The 13060-nt window shown below is 71.7% G+C and carries 12 protein-coding genes; 5 read left to right on the forward strand and 7 right to left on the reverse strand.

Annotation, left to right across the window (positions count from 1 at the left end):
- The first annotated feature begins 195 nt into the window (after nt 1–195).
- Nucleotides 196–402, forward strand: coding sequence for a hypothetical protein (locus K7862_RS32460; RefSeq protein WP_222968539.1), 207 nt, complete (start codon nt 196–198; stop codon nt 400–402).
- A gap of 75 nt (nt 403–477) precedes the next feature.
- Here the strand turns inward: K7862_RS32460 and K7862_RS32465 are convergent, their stop codons facing one another.
- The 7 genes from K7862_RS32465 to K7862_RS32495 form a co-directional block, all read right to left on the reverse strand.
- Nucleotides 478–2334 carry an arabinofuranosidase catalytic domain-containing protein gene (locus K7862_RS32465; RefSeq protein WP_222968540.1) on the reverse strand — a complete coding sequence of 619 codons (1857 nt, stop codon included), beginning with the start codon at nt 2332–2334 and terminating at the stop codon, nt 478–480.
- Between the two features lie 405 nt (nt 2335–2739).
- A complete protein-coding gene (locus K7862_RS32470) occupies nt 2740–5709 on the reverse strand; it encodes an Ig-like domain-containing protein (protein ID WP_222968541.1) in 2970 nt (989 codons plus the stop codon).
- A gap of 377 nt (nt 5710–6086) precedes the next feature.
- The gene (locus K7862_RS32475) at nt 6087–6614 is read right to left on the reverse strand and encodes a YbhB/YbcL family Raf kinase inhibitor-like protein (RefSeq protein ID WP_222968551.1); all 528 of its coding nucleotides are present in this window, start codon (nt 6612–6614) and stop codon (nt 6087–6089) included.
- A 269-nt stretch (nt 6615–6883) separates the two neighbouring features.
- Nucleotides 6884–7468, reverse strand: coding sequence for a DinB family protein (locus K7862_RS32480; RefSeq protein WP_222968542.1), 585 nt, complete (start codon nt 7466–7468; stop codon nt 6884–6886).
- 386 nt (nt 7469–7854) lie between these two features.
- Nucleotides 7855–8595, reverse strand: a complete 741-nt coding sequence (locus K7862_RS32485; RefSeq protein WP_222968543.1) for a hypothetical protein — start codon at nt 8593–8595, stop codon at nt 7855–7857.
- A 113-nt stretch (nt 8596–8708) separates the two neighbouring features.
- A complete protein-coding gene (locus K7862_RS32490; protein WP_222968545.1) occupies nt 8709–9356 on the reverse strand; it encodes a hypothetical protein in 648 nt (215 codons plus the stop codon).
- 50 nt (nt 9357–9406) lie between these two features.
- Entirely contained in the window at nt 9407–10504 is a 1098-nt protein-coding gene (locus K7862_RS32495) for a pyridoxal phosphate-dependent aminotransferase (protein WP_222968546.1), read from the reverse strand.
- A gap of 262 nt (nt 10505–10766) precedes the next feature.
- Here K7862_RS32495 and K7862_RS32500 point away from each other — a divergent pair, with 262 nt between their 5' ends.
- From K7862_RS32500 to K7862_RS32515, 4 genes are all read left to right on the forward strand, one after another.
- Nucleotides 10767–11705, forward strand: a complete 939-nt coding sequence (locus K7862_RS32500; RefSeq protein WP_222968547.1) for a helix-turn-helix domain-containing protein — start codon at nt 10767–10769, stop codon at nt 11703–11705.
- A gap of 73 nt (nt 11706–11778) precedes the next feature.
- On the forward strand, nt 11779–12270 hold the full coding sequence (locus K7862_RS32505; protein ID WP_222968548.1) for a DUF2975 domain-containing protein: 492 nt from the start codon (nt 11779–11781) through the stop codon (nt 12268–12270).
- Entirely contained in the window at nt 12270–12491 is a 222-nt protein-coding gene (locus K7862_RS32510) for a helix-turn-helix domain-containing protein (RefSeq protein WP_222968549.1), read from the forward strand. Before K7862_RS32505 ends, K7862_RS32510 begins: the two co-directional genes overlap by 1 nt.
- Nucleotides 12492–12772: 281 nt before the next feature.
- On the forward strand, nt 12773–13060 hold a 288-nt coding region (locus K7862_RS32515), incomplete at its 3' end, for a type 1 glutamine amidotransferase family protein (protein ID WP_504740066.1).

The following is a 13060-nucleotide window of genomic DNA, read 5'->3' on the forward strand; positions in this document are numbered from 1 at the left end:
TCCCGGCCGCGGGCCGGGCGGGCCGTCCCGCGGCCCGGGCCGCCCCGCCCGCCGCCCGCACCCTGGTGTGCACCCGCCGTTCACCCGCAGGAAGCCCGGAGAACAGCCGGGCTTCCGCTTCCTCGCTTTCGCTGGAAGCGTCCCCGACACGCCAGCCCCGCGCGTCACCTCCGCGAACCACCGCCGGAGCCGAGCATGACCCTCCGCGTCACCCTCCGTATCGTCCTCCCCGACCTGGCGCCCACGCCGGACACCGCGCGCGTGCTGCGCGCCCTCGCCGGCCTCGCCGCTCCCGCGCTGCTCGCCGCGGCCGACGCCGGCGGCATGGGACTGCCCTCCCGCCTCCTGCTGCACGCCGCCGTCAACGCGGCCCAGCGCGTCCCCGCCGGCGCCGCCCGCTGAACCGCGGCCCCGGTCCCGGCACCTGGGGTGCCGGCCGGGGCCGCAGGACGTGGGCGCGCGCCGGGCGCGGCCCGGTCAGCTCAGCGCGAACTTCTGCGCCGCCGTGCCGTTGCAGTCGTGGATCTGCAGCCGGGTGCCGTTGGCCGTCGCGCCGTTCGTGGCGTCCAGACAGCGGCCGGACTGCGGGTTGAGCAGCGAGCCGTCGGACTGCTGCACCCACACCTGGCCACCGGCCGAGCCGCAGTCCCACAACTGCACCAGCGCGTTCTGCGCCGTGGAGTTGCCCGCGATGTCCAGGCAACGGCCCAGGGTGGTCAGCCGGTTGCTGGACGTGTGCACCCAGTGCTGGTCCAGCGCGTAGGACTGGCAGTCCCAGAGCTGGGCCGCCGCGCCGTTGCCGCCGACGTCGTCGGCCGAGATGTCCAGGCACTTGGCGGCGGGACCGGCGACCATGCCCCCGCCGCCGACGGTGAACTGCTGCGCCGCAGTGCCGTTGCAGTCCCAGATCTGCAGCCGGGTGCCGTTGGCGGTGGCGCCGCTGGGCGAGTCCAGGCAGCGGCCGGACTGCGGGTTGACGAGCGAACCGTCGGAGCGCTGCACCCACTTCTGGCCGCCGACGCCGTTGCAGTCCCACAACTCGACCTGCGTGCCGGCCGCCGTGCCGTTGCCGTTGATGTCCAGGCAGCGGCCCAGCGTGCTGAGCGACCCGTCGGCCTCGTGCACCCAGTGCTGGTCGGCCGCGTAGCTCTGGCAGCCCCAGAGCTGGACGGCGGCACGGTCGCCCGAGACGTCGTCCCCGGCGACGTCCACGCACGTCCCGCCGGGCGCGGAGATCGTCGACGGCGCGACGGCGGCGGTGTCGCCCGCGTAACCGGCCGACACGATGTCCGCCTGCACGGAGTTGTCCGCGGCGTCCGAGGGGTAGCCCGCGGTGATCGCGCCCTCGAAGAACGAGCCGCCCGACCGGTTGCTGTTGTCGCCACCCGTGCCCATGACGATCGAGCCCTCCTGGTGCATGGGCGCGTACCCCGGGGGCAGGGCGCCGTTCCACCAGGTGGTGAGGCCGCCGGACCGGGAGTCGCCGCCCTGGAGCGCGAAGCTCGTCTGCCCGTTGTTCTTGAGCAGGGCCGTCACGAAGGCGCTCGGGTTGCCGCCGTTGACGCTGTGCGCGTTGGTGTCCGCCTGGAAGATGCCGTTCTCCAGGTCGGCCTGGACCCACGGCCCGCTTCCGTGGCACGGATTGCAGGCCGTGATCGGGGAGATGTTGAGCGCGTCCATGTGACCGGCGCCCGTGTCGTTCTCCGCGGCCTCGACATTGCCGAAGTCGAAGCAGCAGTCCCGGATGGTGTGGGTACCGCTGGTCACCATGTACATCCCCTCCGGCTGCCCGCCGGTGGCGACCCCCGCCGCCCGGGCGTGCCGGTACCCCACACCGGGCTGCACGTACACGCCGTACACCGCGTGCCCGGCGACCGTGACGTGCAGGACGTTCGCCATCGCGCCGACGTTCGCCGCACCGGCGGTGCCGGCGCCGGCGATCGTCAGGTCGTTGTGCCGCGGCGACTGGTCGTAGATCCTGGTGATGACGCACACGGCGCCGGTGCAGAAGGCGTTCTGGGCCGAGGCGTCGGCGTAGCCGCCGGCCGAGAGCACGCCGATGTCCAGCGCCGCGTCGTCCCGCACGCGCAGCACCTGGTACAGGTTCCCGTCGTACGAGGAGTAGAGGGCGCGGACCGTGCTGAAGGCGCCCACACACGGGGTGCCGGCGTCACCGTAGATGTCGCAGGGCAGGGTGCCGGCGGCGTGGGCCGGCCCGCTCGTGCCGACGAGCAGTCCCAGCGTGAGGGCCAGGGCGCCGCCGAGCGCGAGGAGGACGCGGCGGCAGCGCCGGAGTGCCGGGCGCAGGGCATTGCGTGGGGGGTGGTCGGTCATCGTCGACCCTTTCTCCGTCGGGAGTGATGCGGTCCGGCGTCCGCCGCCCCGGCGGGGGAGGACGGACGGGCGACCCGCAGCGGGCAGAGCACGACGCTCAACACGTCGTTGAGTGGGCGATGTTCGACGTACGGCATTCGACGCTAGGGCGGACCGTGACCTCCGTCAACGGTGACCCGTCGTGGCGCGGGCGCCCCCGGCGTCCGTGGCGGGCCGCTCCCGGCGCTCCCGGGCCCAGGCATGTCCCTGGCAATAACGGGTGCAAGCGTTTCCCATGGGGTGGACGACGACCAGCGGTGTCCGCCCGCCGCGGTCCGTGAGCATGAAGGAGCCTCCGTGCGGCGGGTGAAGGTCCACCGCCGCACGGAGGCTCGGTCTGTGCGGGTGTGTGGGTCAGGGCGGCGACTACTGCGTCGCCGCGTTGTCGATCTCCAGTCCGTCGAACGTGGCGTAGGAGCCGGAGAGTTTGGTGACCACGACGGTGTGCACACCCGGGGGAAGGGCGCCGCTGGTCCAGACGGGCGCGTCGGCGTGACGTGCGCCGTCCGCCGGCACCGTGTCGACGACGACGGCCGGGCCGCCGTCGACCGAGACGCTGATGTCGCCCTGGTCGGTGTACTCCTCACCGAACACCGTGACGCCGGTGCCGATGAACGTGGAGCTCAGGCTGCTGCCGTTCGCCGTGGCGTAGTGGACGTCGTCGTCCAGGTCGCCGAAGCCGCGGTTGTCCAGGTAGTCCCAGCCGGAGTAGGCGATCGAGGCGTCGGTGTCGTTGACACGGGCGCTGGGCGGCGGAGTGCCGACGTAGACCAGGACGGCCGCCGACGTCTTGGAGGAGACGCCGTCGCGGTCGGTCTGGACGGCGGTCAGGGCGTGCTGCCCGGCCGGGAGACCGTCCAGCGCGCAGGTCCAGGTGCCGTCCTGGGCGGCCGTGGCGGTGCAGCCGGTCCGGCCCGCGTCGTCGACCGTGACGGTGTTGCCCGCGACCGCCGTGCCCCGCACCGCGAGCGACGCGCCGAGACCGGTGGCGCCGCGCACGGGACTGGTGATCACCGGCCGGGGAACGTACGGGCCGACGGTGACGTCCGTGCCGTCCGCTCCGGCGGGGACGGTGGCGACCAGGAAGCCGGGGGAGAGCACGCGGACGTCGTCGGCGCGCCGGGCGCCGAAGTACACCGGCGTGGCGGCCGAGAAGCCCGCGCCGGCGATGAGCACTCGGTCCGCCGTGGAGCCGGCGACGGTCGCGGGCGCCGAGACGTAGCCGGTGCGCAGCGGCACCCCGGCGGCAACGGCCTGGTGGGCGCCGGTGACCCCGGCGTTCGCCAGCACGGTGAGCGGCACGTCGTCCGGCCCGGGCGAGGCGGGGATGACGTGGTTGCCGCTGATCCGGGAGTCGACGGGCCCGTTGCAGATGTAGCTGCCCGCGGCGTCGGAGAACCAGTTGCCGGTGACCTGGAAGTGGCCGGTGGACGAGCAGCCGCCCTGGGCGCCGAGTGAGGTCAGGGGATGGAACTCGACGTTGCCGCTGAAGCCGATCCACTCCGAACCGGCGTCGTCGTAGAAGGCGTTGAAGCGCGAGCCGTCGTTGTAGACCACGTTGCCGGTGACGTGCAGGCCGTTGGCGAGCGTCGCGGCCCGGTCGATCGTGCCGTCCGCGGCGTAGACGTACTGGGCCTGGTGGCCCTCCATGTAGATGGCCCCGCCGTCGTCCAGGACCTGCATGACGTCGAAGATCAGGTTGTCGCTGAGCGTGTTGTCGGCGTTGACGTTGACGGAGTTCTGCGGGTGGTCGGCGTCGTCGACGTGGCCCTGGACGACTCCGGCGGTGATGCCGGTGTAGGGCAGGTCGTACAGCTCGTTGTGCGTGATCGTCGTGTGCCGGCTGAAGAGCAGGGTGATGCCGCAGGCCGACCGGTAGTCGGTGCCGACGTCGTGGATAACGTTGTCAGACACCGTGGTGTGGTCGAGGATCTCGTTCTCGCCGACGGCGTCGCCCCGGACCAGGTCCGGATCGGGGGTGCAGTTCGCCTCGATCAGCGGGGCGGGTGTGCTGGTCGGCGTCGGATCGTAGGTGCAGCCGAGGGAGAGCGCGGTGGACGCGATCGCGGTGAACTCGTTGCCGTCCACCGTGTTGTGGGTGCCGCCGTACATGAAGCTCAGGCCGGCGCCGCCGAGGCCGACGAAACGGTTCCCGGTGACCGACACCCTGCTGGCTCCGCTGAACGCCACGTTGGCCAGCGGCTGGGTGAGCGCGCCCCACGGACAGCTTCCGGCGGGGTCCGAGAAGGTGCACAGGCCCTGGTTGTTGTCGCCGGTGCGGCGCAGGTTGCTCTGCACGTCCGCGAAACCGGTCGGCAGCGACGGGGCGTTCCAGGTCGCGTAGGAGAACTGGAGGCCCGCGAAAGTGATGTCGTGCAGCGGTCGGGCGAGGCTGCCCGCGCCCTGCACCAGCCGTTCCAGCCGGGGGAGTTCGACGTCGAGGCCGGTCATCTGCCCGCCCGCGGGCGGGGCGTAGTAGAGCGTCGCGGCCGACCCCCTGTCGGAGGGGTTCCCGGGTGCGTCCAGGTACCACTGGCCGGGCGCCAGGAGGCCGCGCGCGTTCCGGATCGTGTCGGGGAGCTGCGAGGTCGGCATCGAGGGCAGGCCGCCGGTGCCCTGGCTGAAGGGCGCGATGTCGGTGACGTTCTTCCAGCAGGGCTGGTCCATCACCAGGGTGCTGCCGGACATCCCGGCGACACCGCACTCGGAGTCCGTCCAGGCGCCGTTGCCGGCGGGGTAGTCGAACTCGACGCGGGCGAGCGCGTCCTGACTCAGGCCGCTGAACCAGGCCAGGGCCGTGGGGTCCTTCGCGAGGTCGTAGCCGGTGGCCGAACCGGACCAGTTCCCCGCGAAGTGCAGCGCGGCGGGCGTGGCCTGGGCGACGGGGGCCTCCTTGCCGTCGACGTAGAGCTGACGGGTGGCGCTGTCGCGGGGGACGTGCGCGGACCACACGCCGGTGTGGCCCACCTCCTTCCAGCCGGTCACCCGAGCGGCACCGGAGATCACCGGCCGCGCGCCCGGCGCCGCCTCCCACACCACGGGGTGGCCGGGCGTCCCGGAGTCCTCCGCGCCGAACGTCCAGGTCGTGCCCAACCGGTAGGCGCCGCCGAGGAGTTCGACCCGGACGTCACCCGGGTGCGACCCGCGCTCCAGGGTCCGCACCTCGGTCTGCGCCGTGGTCAGGGAACAGGGGTTGTGCGCGGCGCAGGCGGCGCCGCGGCCGTCGGGCGAGGCCCACAGCACCGCCGTGCCGCCCGCTTCACCGACGTCACCCGCGGCCCGCGCGGGGGCGGCCGTGGCGCCCAGCGCTCCCGCGCTGACCAGTCCGAGGGCCACAGCCGACCGAAGGACCCTGCCTGCCGAGGACATCCATCTCATGCGTACTCCGGGAACCGTTGACCCCACGGGCCACCCGCAGGGAGCCGATACATCCGATGACTGCCGCAGCCTGACACCTGCCCCGGGTGGCGTCAACGGGTATGACAGGCAGGCTCGTTCGGGCCGAGGGTGCGCTGCCCGCAACGGGTCGGATGTCTAGTGGGTGCGGCGGTGGGCGGCCCCCGGGTGCCCGAGTGTCGGGCCGGCCGGGTGGATGCCTCGAGTGCGCGGCAAATAACAGGTGCAAGCGCTTCCGGGGGAGCCGGCGAGGCAGCCGGAACCGCACGGGGGAACGCGGGCGACGGCCCCCCATCGCCGCGGCCCTCAGCGCTCCCTCACCGCTCGTACGTGCCGTACATCGTCGCCCGGGCGATGGCGTGGGTGAAGAGCTGGAAGTCCACGAAGGCGGGGGTCGTCGTGTCGGTGATGTCCAGCTCCTCGACGTCGACGGCGTGGACCGCGAGGAAGTAGCGGTCCGGGCCGTTGCCCGGGGGCGGCGCCGGGCCGAGATAGCGGCGGTGGCCGGCGTCGTTGACCAACGTCACGGCGGGGCTGGGGAGTTCGCTGCCGTCGCCGGCTCCCGCGGGGAGTTCGGACACGGTGGCGGGCAGGTTGGCCACGGCCCAGTGCCAGAAGCCGGACGCGGTGGGCACGTCGGGGTCGTACATCGCCACGGTGAAACTCCTGGTCTCGGGCGGGAATCCGGACCAGCTCAGCTCGGGGGAGACGTCCGAGCCGCCCGCTCCCAGGATCCCGCTCGCCTGTTCCAGGGCCAGCCGCTCGCCGTCGCCCACGGATTCCGAGGTCACGGAGAACTCGGGAAGCGGCTGCAGGAAGTCGTAGGGGTTGTAGGGAGAGATCATCGCCATCCTCCGGTCATACGACCGCCGGCGGTGCGACCGCCGTCGCCCCCGTACTCAGCGTCTCCCGCCTCCCGCCGCGCCGCAAACCCGCACGCGGCCTAACGGGCCGAGCGCGCACCCGCCGGTCTTTTCGAGGGCTGCGGCGAGGCCGGGGAAGGCGGGGACGTGACCGCCTTTTCGCTCGTACCGGACAGTGAGGCGGCGGTGAACACCGCCCGCTCGTCACGCGGAGCGGTCCCGCCACCTTGCGCGTCACGTGGCCCAACCCTCTATGCCTTGACGGACGCGGCCGATCTGGCGGCAAGCTCCATCTTCGCGTAGTAGGCGGCGCGGGCTTCCTCATCGATCGGCTTCTCGTGTTCGGGGCGCATCCCGGTTCTGCCGTCGACGGCTTCGCGCAGGATGTCGGCGTGCCCGGCGTGCCGGTTGGTCTCGCCGAGGACGTGGACCATGACGGCGAACAGGTTCGTGTTGGAATGAGGCTCCGGCCACCACGGCACGTGGCCGGGGGCGTCGAGGGGAAGCTCGTTGACGGTCGCGTCCGAGTGTTCCCACGTGCGCCGGTAGGACTCGATGATCTGATCGCGGGTCTCGTCCTCAGTCGCCCACATATCGCTGCCGTCGTGGTCCTGCCACCGGGGCAGCGGTTCCGGGGAAGGGCGGTCGAAGACCTCGCCAAAGTACCGGGCCTCGACGCAGGCGATGTGTTTGACCAGGCCGAGGAGGTTGGTCCCGGTCGCCGTCAAGGGGCGGCGGGCGTCGTATTCGGACAGGCCGTCGAGCTTCCAGAGCAGCGCCTCGCGGTCTCGTCGCAGTCTCCCGCGCAGATTGTCCTTCGCGAACTCATCGATCATGCGGGATGAGCCTGCCATGGACTATTCGCGGCCTCAAGATCCCGTACGCGGACCGCAATGACTCGAAGAGTCGAAGTCTGGCCATAGCCGGCGCCCGGAGCTGCCACAGAGCTGGCGAGGTGAACTGTCCCGGCGCGACAATGGATCGGCGTCTCGGCCAAGCGCGCAGGGACTCCGCCCGCCGACGATCTGGTCAGCCTGCGTTTTCGGCTGCCTAGCTGACTCGGGGATGCGGCCGGAAGGGAAGACGTGCCTGACTCTGGCATGGAAGTGGCGCGCCCAGTTGGGGATTCCGGTGATGTGATGACAGGCCATCGGCTGGGTGGCGCCCACCGTGGGAGCCGCTGCAGCACGGGTCGACGACCTCGTGCGTCGCGGGCGTCCGGTCAGCGGGGGCGGCGGCCGGTGAGGTCGTGCCAGCGGTCGCGGGCCGCGTCGAGTTCCTTCTGCGCGGTGTGGCGGCGGGTGTCGCGGGCCTGGCGTTGCTCGATCTCGGTGATGCGGGCCCGCGCCTCGTCCTGGGCGCGGGTGTCGCCCTGGGCCCGGGCCAGTTCTTCCGCGGCTTCCGCCAACTGTGCGTCGCAGCGCAGCCGGAAGGCGTTTTCGTCGGCCGCGGCGTCCTCCAGCAGGACGGCGAAGCGCCGGACGGCGTCCTCGTCGTGGTCGGCGCGCGGATAGCGCTGGACGCGGACGCGCCCGCCGGGCTGCGTGACGTGCAGGGCGTGGTGGTGCTTGGTGTGTTCGACGCGGAACTTCAGGCCCGCCAGCGGGATCTCGCGGCCGTCGACCGTCACGCTGTGCGCGTGGAGGGTGAGGCCGCCGAACGAGGTGACCGCGGTGCCGCGCGGGGGTTCGCGCAGCCGGTCGATCCGCTGCTCGATGGCGCGGAGGCGCTGGTGGTGCCGTTGCCGCTCGCGTTCCAACTGCCGCCGGGCTTCCTTGCGTTCCTTCTTCGACGCCCGGTCCAGTTCGCCGGCCCGGTGCCGTGCCTGGTCGAGGTCCGCCCGGTCCGCGGCGTGGGACCGGCTGAAGGCATAGGCCCAGCCGCCCGGGTAGCGGAACAGGCGCCATCCCGTGCAGGCCGCGGCGGCCACGGCGAGCACGACGAGCAACCGGATCAGGTCCATCGACGCCCCTGTCTGCGACCGTGTTTCGACTGCAGCACGTGTAGCGCGTCGCGGGCGTCAGCGGTAGCCGTTCGGCACGACCGGTTCGGTTCCGCTCGGGGACGGGGCTGCGGTTACTCGGGGGTGGGCCGCTCACCGCGGGGGTGGGGGAGGGCTACGTGGAGGATCACGTGCTCGGTGGTGGTGCCGTGGTGCAGGGAGATCAGGAGGCTGACGGTGTCGTCCTGTGCGGCGGGGTCGCCGTCGGGGGCGTCGGCGGGGTCGGCTAAGGCGCCCGGGGGCCGTCCCGGTGCGCCGAGGAGGATCCGGCGCTCGATCCGGCCGTCGCCCGGCGGTGCGGTGCCGCTGGCGGTGAGGCCGTAGGGCCGTCCGGTGCGCTCGGCCCAGACCACGAGTCCCGTCGCCGCCGCGAGGGCTGCTCCCGCCAGCGCGAACGCGAGCAGGCTGTCGGCGATCATCGCCACCAGGAACGCGCTGACCACCGGGAACACCTGGATGAGCTGGAGGACGAGCGAGTAGCGGTCGTAGGCGTTCGCCCGGCGGCGGCCGTGGGAGGGGTGCTCCGGCGGCCGCATGGCCGGTGTCGGTACGCGCCCGCCGGCGTGCGCGGGCTCGCTTCCGGCTCCGGCCGCCGTGCCCGGGGTGAGGTCCGGGCCGGCCGCCGTTCCCGGGGTGAGGTCCGGATCACTGCCGCGGGCGGCCCGCGCGCGGAGTTGTCTCCGCGGCAGGAGACCGGAGTCGTGACGGCTTCGGGTGAGCATGACGATCGTCCCTTCGGATCGGGCGGACGCAGCCCGTCGCACGGGATGCGTTATCGCCTCATGGACCTCCTGAGCCCGTGCTGCATCTCCTCCAGCGCGCGGCTGAAGTAGTTCTGCGGGCGCACGAGTGCGATGCGGATGAGAGATCTGCCGTCGGCGGGCGTGTTCCAGAAGAACTGCGCGCCGGGCAGGATGGCGACGCCGTCGGCGAGGAGTTCGTCCGCGAGCTGGGCGCCGGTGAGCGGGCAGTCGTCAGGCAGTCGGTAGAGCGCCAGGCCGGAATCCGCGGAGCGGGGGGTGAAGCCCAGGGGCCGGAGCACGTTGTCCAGTTCCTGGCCGTTCTTCAGCGCCGCCTCGCAGGCGCGGGCGGGGCCGCCCTCCCGCCGGATCGCCTCGGCCACGACATGCAGGTTGAACGACGGCACGCGGGTCATCGCGACCTCCGCGTACTCGCGCAGCGCGGCGAGGGTGTGCGGCGAGGAGGACCGCAGGAGGGCGACCTTGGACTCGTCGGTCGACCAGGTCTTGCCGGTGTCGTCGATGGTGATCCAGTGGAAGCCGGTGCGGCCGAGCACGGCGGTGACGTCGCGGTCGGTGTGCGGCTGGTAGAAGCGGAAGGTGCGGTCGATGACCACGGTGCAGCCGGAGCGCGCGGCGAGGGCCGGGATCTGCTCGAGGGTGGCGGGGGACGGGGACCAGCCGGTGGGGTTGTTGGGGACGACGAGCAGGACGGCGTCGTGGTCGCGGACGGCCCGCAGGATCTCCTCGTCGTCCTCCGGGACCGGCACGGGCGTGAGGCTCCGCTCCCGGACGGTGTCGGCGAGGCTGTCGAACGCGGGCTCGATCAGGCCGACGGACGTGATGCCCTCCCGGGCCAGGAACAGGCACGTCAGGGAGAGGGCCTGGCTGGCGGTCGCCACCATGACCAGTTCGTCGCGGTTCAGGTGTTCACCGCTCGCGGCGCCGAAGGCGCGGACGAAGCGTTCCTCGAGGTCGCGCTGCGGGGTGGCCTGCAGCCGTGGCAGCAGGTCGGGCGGCACGTCGTCGACGGCGCAGGGCAGGGCCGCGTGGCCGTCGGCGAGGTTGTACTTGTGCCCGAGCGCGCCGACTTCCCATGCGGTGAGGGTCCTGACGACGTCTCTGCCCATCGCTGCACCGTTCCCTCTCGGCCCGTCGCGGTGCGGGCCGGATGTAGCCGGACTATCGGTGCGGGCGGGAATACGGTGCTCCGCTTGACCTGGTCCGGGCTGTCGCTAGTTTGGCTTGCAGACTTCGTACTTCCTATCAAGTAGCGTAGGGGTGGCGCTTGTTCACCGCCAGAGCGGAATCGTCGCCCGAATAGCGTATCGGCTCGTCAGAAGAGTCCCGGCGGGCGATCGTCCCGGTCGCTCCGTCGCCAGGAGAGCGTTTATGGATTCCATCGCCCGCGATGTTAAGTTCAGCGAGATTCTGCTGAGCCTGCTCACCTCCTCCAGTCCGACTGTGACGCGAAAAAAACTCGCGTCACAGATCGGCGTCAGCGAGGGGACGGTGTCCCACTACGTCAACGGGCGGGTCCGCCCCAGCTTCGAGACGCTGCTGCGCATCGCCGACTTCTTCAACGTGTCCCTGGACTACCTGGTCCACGGCGAGCGCGCGCCCTCGGCCGTCCTGGCGGAGGACACGCTCGGACTGCGCGCGGAGATGATGCGGGCCATGGCGGAGTCGCTGGAGCACAGCGGCCGGCAGCGGGACCTGATCGTGCGGGTCAACCAGCGGCTGCACCAGCAGGTGGAGCGGGTGGCCCGGGAGATCGTCGGAGCGCCGGAGAACACCGGGCCCGTCGGCATGATCTCGGAGCCGGAGGCGATGGCCATCGAGGGGTGCGCGACCCGCGTGCAGGTGATGGCCCGTCAGGCGCCCGCCGATCTCACCGTCGCGCCCGACGGGACCACGGAACCCGGGCCGTTCTTCGGCACGATGACCGACAACGTGCGGCGCGGTGTGACCTACCAGTACCTCTTCTACGGCAAGCGCACCGGGTTCGTGCCGTACGCGACCCGGCTGCGCGAGCTGCTGCGCTCGCAGGACATCCGCAGCGACACGCTGGCCGAGAACCTCGCCTTCCGCAACGTCGACGCGGACCTCATCACGGGGGTGTGCGTGTACACCGTGGACACGGCGATGCTGGAGCGCCGGGAGCCGATCCTGTGGGAGCGGTTCCGGGACGACGGGCTCTTCGGCGACACGTTCGTCTACATCTCCATCCGGCACAAGGACGCGCCGGGCGGTGTCGTGCTCGACGCCGCCCACGCCGAAGCCTGCCAGCGCATCCTCACCCGCGACTGGCGTCAGGCCGGCACCCTCTGAGTGAGCCCCTGCCCTTGCTGCACCTATCGACATTCGATAGATTCCCATCGCCACTCGATGGAAAGGCAGGGTCATGGGACAACTGACCGTGCGCGCCCTGCGCGCCGTGCTCACGGTGGTGCTCACCGGCACCGTGTTCGTCCAGGCGTTGATGGTGTGGGCGCTGGTCAGCGGGAGCGATTCGGAGGACGGCCGGCTGCCGCTGACCGCGTTGCGCGTGATCACGATCCTGGGCATCGGGACGGCCCAGGTCGCCCTGGTCTGTGTCTGGCGGCTGGTGGCGATGGTGCGACGCGGAACCGTGTTCTCCCACGCCGCCTTCCGGTACGTGCACGGCATCATCGGCGCGATCGTCGCGGCCGCGCTCGCCTGGTTCGCGGTCACGGCCGTGAACGCGCCCGGCCAGCGGGACGACCCGGGGGTCACCCTCATCATGGGCGGGATCGGCGTGGCCATCCTGGGAGTCGCGCTCATCGTGCTCGTGCTGCGGATGCTGCTCGCCCAGGCCGTCGCCCGCGACGTCGAAGCGGCGCGGATGCAGGCCGAGTTGGACGAGGTGATCTGATGCCGATCGCGGTCGACATCGACGTGATGCTGGCCAGGCGGAAGATGTCCGTGGGCGAGCTCGCGGACCGCGTCGGGATCACGCCCGCCAACCTGGCCGTCCTCAAGAACGGCCGTGCCAAGGCCGTACGTTTCGCGACGCTCGCCGCGCTCTGCGAGGTGCTCGAGTGCCAGCCGGGCGACCTGCTGCGCTGGGAGGCCGGGGACACCCCGGCTGAATGACCCGCGCCCGCCGCGCATATGGGCGCAATGTGCATGGGTGAACGCTCTCGGTGACCGCGGCGGCATGTCTTCTCCCTTTCTCCCGCCGAGCGATCGCCGGTCATCGGCGGACCGGCCCGCGGCCCCAACGGCACTACGGAAACGGGTATGTGGCTGCCTTCTCGTCGCGCCGCCCGGCATTCCGTACCGCATTCCCCCACATGCGGCACCTGCGGTCTTTGCCTACGCTGAGATCGGTTGGGTCCGCCATGGTTCGGAGTGCAGCCAGGAGGCTGAGAATAATGGCGAAAATACTCTTCATCGTCACGGGCGCGAGGTACTGGGTTCTCAAGGACGGGACGCGGTATGCCACGGGGTATTGGGCCGAGGAGTTCGCGATGCCGTACAAGAAGGTGACCGAGGCCGGGCACGAGGTCACGGTGGGGACGCCTGGTGGTGTGACGCCGAATGTGGACATGATGAGTCTGCGTCCGTCGATGGCCGGTGGTGAGGACGGTGCGCTGGAGTTGGAGAACATCATTCGGTCCGCGGAGGTGATGCGGCGGCCGTTGAAGTTGTCGGATGTGCGG

It is taken from the genome of Actinacidiphila acidipaludis, assembly GCF_019890725.1.
GTDB classification, from domain to species: domain Bacteria; phylum Actinomycetota; class Actinomycetes; order Streptomycetales; family Streptomycetaceae; genus Actinacidiphila; species Actinacidiphila acidipaludis.

Bases quoted from the DNA above. Each gene is read 5' to 3' on its own strand.
- K7862_RS32485 (WP_222968543.1), bottom strand. From the start codon at position 8,595: ATGGACCTGATCCGGTTGCTCGTCGTGCTCGCCGTGGCCGCCGCGGCC.
- K7862_RS32460 (WP_222968539.1), top strand. From the start codon at position 196: ATGACCCTCCGCGTCACCCTCCGTATCGTCCTCCCCGACCTGGCGCCC.
- K7862_RS32505 (WP_222968548.1), top strand. From the start codon at position 11,779: ATGGGACAACTGACCGTGCGCGCCCTGCGCGCCGTGCTCACGGTGGTG.
- K7862_RS32500 (WP_222968547.1), top strand. From the start codon at position 10,767: ATGGATTCCATCGCCCGCGATGTTAAGTTCAGCGAGATTCTGCTGAGC.
- K7862_RS32480 (WP_222968542.1), bottom strand. From the start codon at position 7,468: ATGATCGATGAGTTCGCGAAGGACAATCTGCGCGGGAGACTGCGACGA.
- K7862_RS32510 (WP_222968549.1), top strand. From the start codon at position 12,270: ATGCCGATCGCGGTCGACATCGACGTGATGCTGGCCAGGCGGAAGATG.
- K7862_RS32465 (WP_222968540.1), bottom strand. From the start codon at position 2,334: ATGACCGACCACCCCCCACGCAATGCCCTGCGCCCGGCACTCCGGCGC.
- K7862_RS32475 (WP_222968551.1), bottom strand. From the start codon at position 6,614: ATGATCTCTCCCTACAACCCCTACGACTTCCTGCAGCCGCTTCCCGAG.
- K7862_RS32495 (WP_222968546.1), bottom strand. From the start codon at position 10,504: ATGGGCAGAGACGTCGTCAGGACCCTCACCGCATGGGAAGTCGGCGCG.
- K7862_RS32490 (WP_222968545.1), bottom strand. From the start codon at position 9,356: ATGCTCACCCGAAGCCGTCACGACTCCGGTCTCCTGCCGCGGAGACAA.